This window comes from Massilimicrobiota sp. An142, assembly GCF_002160725.1.
Taxonomy (GTDB): Bacteria; Bacillota_I; Bacilli_A; order Erysipelotrichales; family Coprobacillaceae; genus Allocoprobacillus; species Allocoprobacillus merdigallinarum.
In genome coordinates this window covers 1-3,277 of sequence record NZ_NFLD01000069.1, presented here as the reverse complement: position 1 = coordinate 3,277, position 3,277 = coordinate 1, and the positions used below count along the sequence as shown (strand labels likewise).

The following is a 3,277-nucleotide window of genomic DNA, read 5'->3' as shown; positions in this document are numbered from 1 at the left end:
CCAAATTAAATAAAAAGAAAAATAAAGAAAATAGTCAAAATAAAAGAAAAAGTCTTATCAAAGTGAATGAATAAGAAATAATCACTTTAAATGATAAGACTATTTTAGTATGATAATAGCTGGAAAGGAAAAGGATAAAGCCTCTCACGCCAATGCTAGCCTTTATCCTCTGTTCAAAGAACACTTATATGATAACTTATTACTCAAACACATTCAATCAAAACTTTTCTAAAATGCAAACATTTTATAATGAATGTCTTGAAGATCTTAATATCGCTTCTCTAGAATGTTCATGTCATCATAAAGGACATCTTATCAAGCATGGCTTTTATACGCGCAAAATAAAAACACCAGATGGCATCATTCCCCTTAAAATCCAAAGATTCAAATGTAAGCATTGTAATCATACACATGCATTTTTACTATCTATCATTATTCCTTATAGTCAAATTCTATTTCATGACACTCTATCCATTATTCGCTCAAATACTATGCAGGATTTAAATCAGCTTATGATTGAGAACCCAAATATAGATGAATCTAATATTTCTTACATAAAGAAACAGTATTCGATGCATTGGAAACAAAGACTACTATCTGAAAATATTCAATTAGATAGTTCTTTGGTTTTTCAGTGCTTTTTTCATTTTAAAAGACAGTTTATGCAAATTAAATGCACACCAAATATTCTATATAATCTTACCCACATAGCCTAACTTTCGAATACCTTAAACTTCATATACAATGGCAGCTGTATAAGGAGGAACAAGGCAAATGAACGCAAAAAAATCAACAGATATCGCTTTATTTCGATATGGAATCATAGCCCCGCTGGTCACTGGGACAATTGATGATAATTTATCCAAGTCAGCATTTTTTAATCAGGCAGCTTCCAGGGTATATGAGCATCCAAATGGTGAGGACTATAAGATAAGTGCATATACGATTGCAAGATGGTATCGAGCATATATGAAAAATGGCTTTGATGGATTGAAGCCACAGTCAAGAAGTGATAAGGCGACATATAGAAAGGTAGATGAGGATATCATGACTCAAATATCCTATTTAATTAAGGAATATCCCAGACTACCTGCGACACTCGTTTATCAGAAGCTAAAAGACAATGGTACTATCAGGACAAAAGAAATATCCTTATCCACTGTTAATAGAGTCGTCAATCGACTAAAAAAAGAAGATACACCTACAAAAAACAAGGATATGCGAAGATATGAAAGAAAACATATCAATGAAGTCTGGTGTGGGGATTCGAGTGTAGGACCATACCTCAAAATTGATGGAAAAAAAGAGCGAACATATATTATCGCATTAATAGATGATGCCTCAAGATATATCGTTGGCATAGATATATTCTTAAATGATAATTACATAAATCTGATGAGTGTCATTAAAAGTGCGGTAAAAAAGCATGGAAAACCAAAGATATTTAACTTCGACAATGGTGCAAATTACAGATGCAATCAAATGACATTATTAGCAGCACGAATGGGAACAGTTATCAATTACTGTGCCGTAAGGACACCTACATCAAAAGCCAAGATAGAAAGATGGTTTAAAACGATGAAGGAACAATGGATGTCAGGACTTCATATGAATGATTATAAGAGTCTTGATGAATTGAGGGAATCATTAATGCAGTATGTGCAACGATATAATCAAACCATCCACAGGTCCTTGAACAAAAAGACACCACAGGATAGATTCTTTGAAGAATCATCACTCATCCAAAGATATGATGATGAAAAGATAGACAAAATATTCCTTATAGAAAAAGAGAGAAAAGTATCTAACGATAACGTCATCATGATAGATCAAAAAGAATATGAGGTCAATTACAGATATGCAGGACAGAAACTGCTTTTAAGATATTCACCAGATTTATCTAAAATTTATATCGTCGATAAGGAAACAGGTGAACTGGAAGAAATACATCTGCTTGACAAACAGGCAAATGCAACTGTTAAACGAAATAAAATAAAATTTACGGAGGAAAAATAACATGAACTATACCAGCAGATATGGACTGGAATTCAATCCATTCATCAAGAATTCAAAAGACGTCCTAGTAGAAACAAATGATTATAAGGAGCTGATATTCAGATTGAACTATCTTGTACAGACAAAAGGATTTGGTGTCTTAACTGGAGGGCCAGGTCGAGGCAAAACAACCATGATAAGGCATTGGGTCAAGAGTCTTAATCAATCAGCATATAAAGTTATCTATATACCCATGTCAACATTAACAGTGATGGAATTCTATAGACAACTGGCAGAAGCATTGGGACTGGAAGCATATCATCGAAAAAGCGATAATTTCAAGGCCATTCAAAAAGCCATAGAAAGATATACTATCGAAAAAAGAATGACACTGATTATCATTCTCGATGAAGCAAACTATTTAAGAAATGGAATACTTAACGATCTAAAAATACTCTTTAATTTTGAAATGGATTCAAGTGATCAGGCAGTCGTTCTGTTAGCAGGACTACCGCAGCTCAATAATACGTTTAATTTGGCGATACATGAGCCATTAAAACAGAGAATAGTCATGAACTATCATATAGAAAATCTCAACAAAGAGGAATCACGAAAATATATTCAGGAGAAGCTTAAAGGAGCTGGATGCCATCAACAGGTATTTGAAGCAAGTGCTGTAGAGGCCATTATAAATGCATCAAATGGTGTACCACGATTGATTAATCAATTGTGCAATAAAAGTCTATTGGCAGGCAATAATAGAAATCAGAATGTCATAGATACAGATACTGTCATGATGGCCTTTAATGATAATGAGTTGGGATAAGAAAATGGATTATATATATAAAAATAAAGATGAGGTCAAATGTGTTGGTACAATCAGGAGCATGGAAACGTTCGTTTATTATTCATTTGATATTGTCATTGATAATCGAAGTGAATGGTGTCGTTTAATAGAGAATGAACTTGACTGGGAAATATGTTTCGTTATGAGAGATATGACAATAGGGCTTGCCCACCCAACGGATATATTCTGGAATACAGAGGCAATATACGAGGTGTTCGAAGATTTAGATATAAGTCTTAGAATTGCATATGGAATCAAATCGGTGTTTGAAAACTATAACAAAAAAAGTGCATCCTAGATGCATTTTTTAGTTATCTCACGTAGCAAATAATATGAATAGCCAGGACAATTTAATATGAATATTACAGTTATCTCACCTTGTATTCTAACAAAATAAATTGAAGAACTATTTATCATTTAATTTGGCATTCAACA

The 3,277-nt window shown here is 33.1% G+C and carries 4 protein-coding genes; all 4 read left to right on the top strand.

Features of this window, described 5'->3' with window-relative positions; genetic code table 11:
• Positions 1 to 152: 152 nt before the first annotated feature.
• The 4 genes from B5E87_RS15750 (at position 153) to B5E87_RS14645 (ending at position 3,140) form a co-directional block, all read left to right on the top strand.
• Positions 153 to 716, top strand: coding sequence for a DUF6431 domain-containing protein (locus B5E87_RS15750; protein WP_479684554.1), 564 nt, complete (start codon positions 153 to 155; stop codon positions 714 to 716).
• Positions 717 to 774: 58 nt separating this feature from the next.
• The gene (locus tag B5E87_RS14655; RefSeq protein WP_087246146.1) at positions 775 to 2,016 is read left to right on the top strand and encodes a DDE-type integrase/transposase/recombinase; all 1,242 of its coding nucleotides are present in this window, start codon (positions 775 to 777) and stop codon (positions 2,014 to 2,016) included.
• Position 2,017: 1 nt separating this feature from the next.
• The gene (locus B5E87_RS14650) at positions 2,018 to 2,821 is read left to right on the top strand and encodes an ExeA family protein (RefSeq protein WP_087246144.1); all 804 of its coding nucleotides are present in this window, start codon (positions 2,018 to 2,020) and stop codon (positions 2,819 to 2,821) included.
• Positions 2,822 to 2,882: 61 nt separating this feature from the next.
• Complete coding sequence (locus B5E87_RS14645; protein ID WP_158095638.1) at positions 2,883 to 3,140, top strand: hypothetical protein; 258 nt, start codon at positions 2,883 to 2,885, stop codon at positions 3,138 to 3,140.
• The last annotated feature ends 137 nt before the right edge of the window (positions 3,141 to 3,277 follow it).

What these genes read in the sequence shown, in the direction of transcription:
- B5E87_RS14650 (WP_087246144.1), top strand. Translation starts at nt 2,018, where the DNA reads ATGAACTATACCAGCAGATATGGACTGGAATTCAATCCATTCATCAAG.
- B5E87_RS14655 (WP_087246146.1), top strand. Translation starts at nt 775, where the DNA reads ATGAACGCAAAAAAATCAACAGATATCGCTTTATTTCGATATGGAATC.
- B5E87_RS15750 (WP_479684554.1), top strand. Translation starts at nt 153, where the DNA reads ATGCTAGCCTTTATCCTCTGTTCAAAGAACACTTATATGATAACTTAT.
- B5E87_RS14645 (WP_158095638.1), top strand. Translation starts at nt 2,883, where the DNA reads ATGGAAACGTTCGTTTATTATTCATTTGATATTGTCATTGATAATCGA.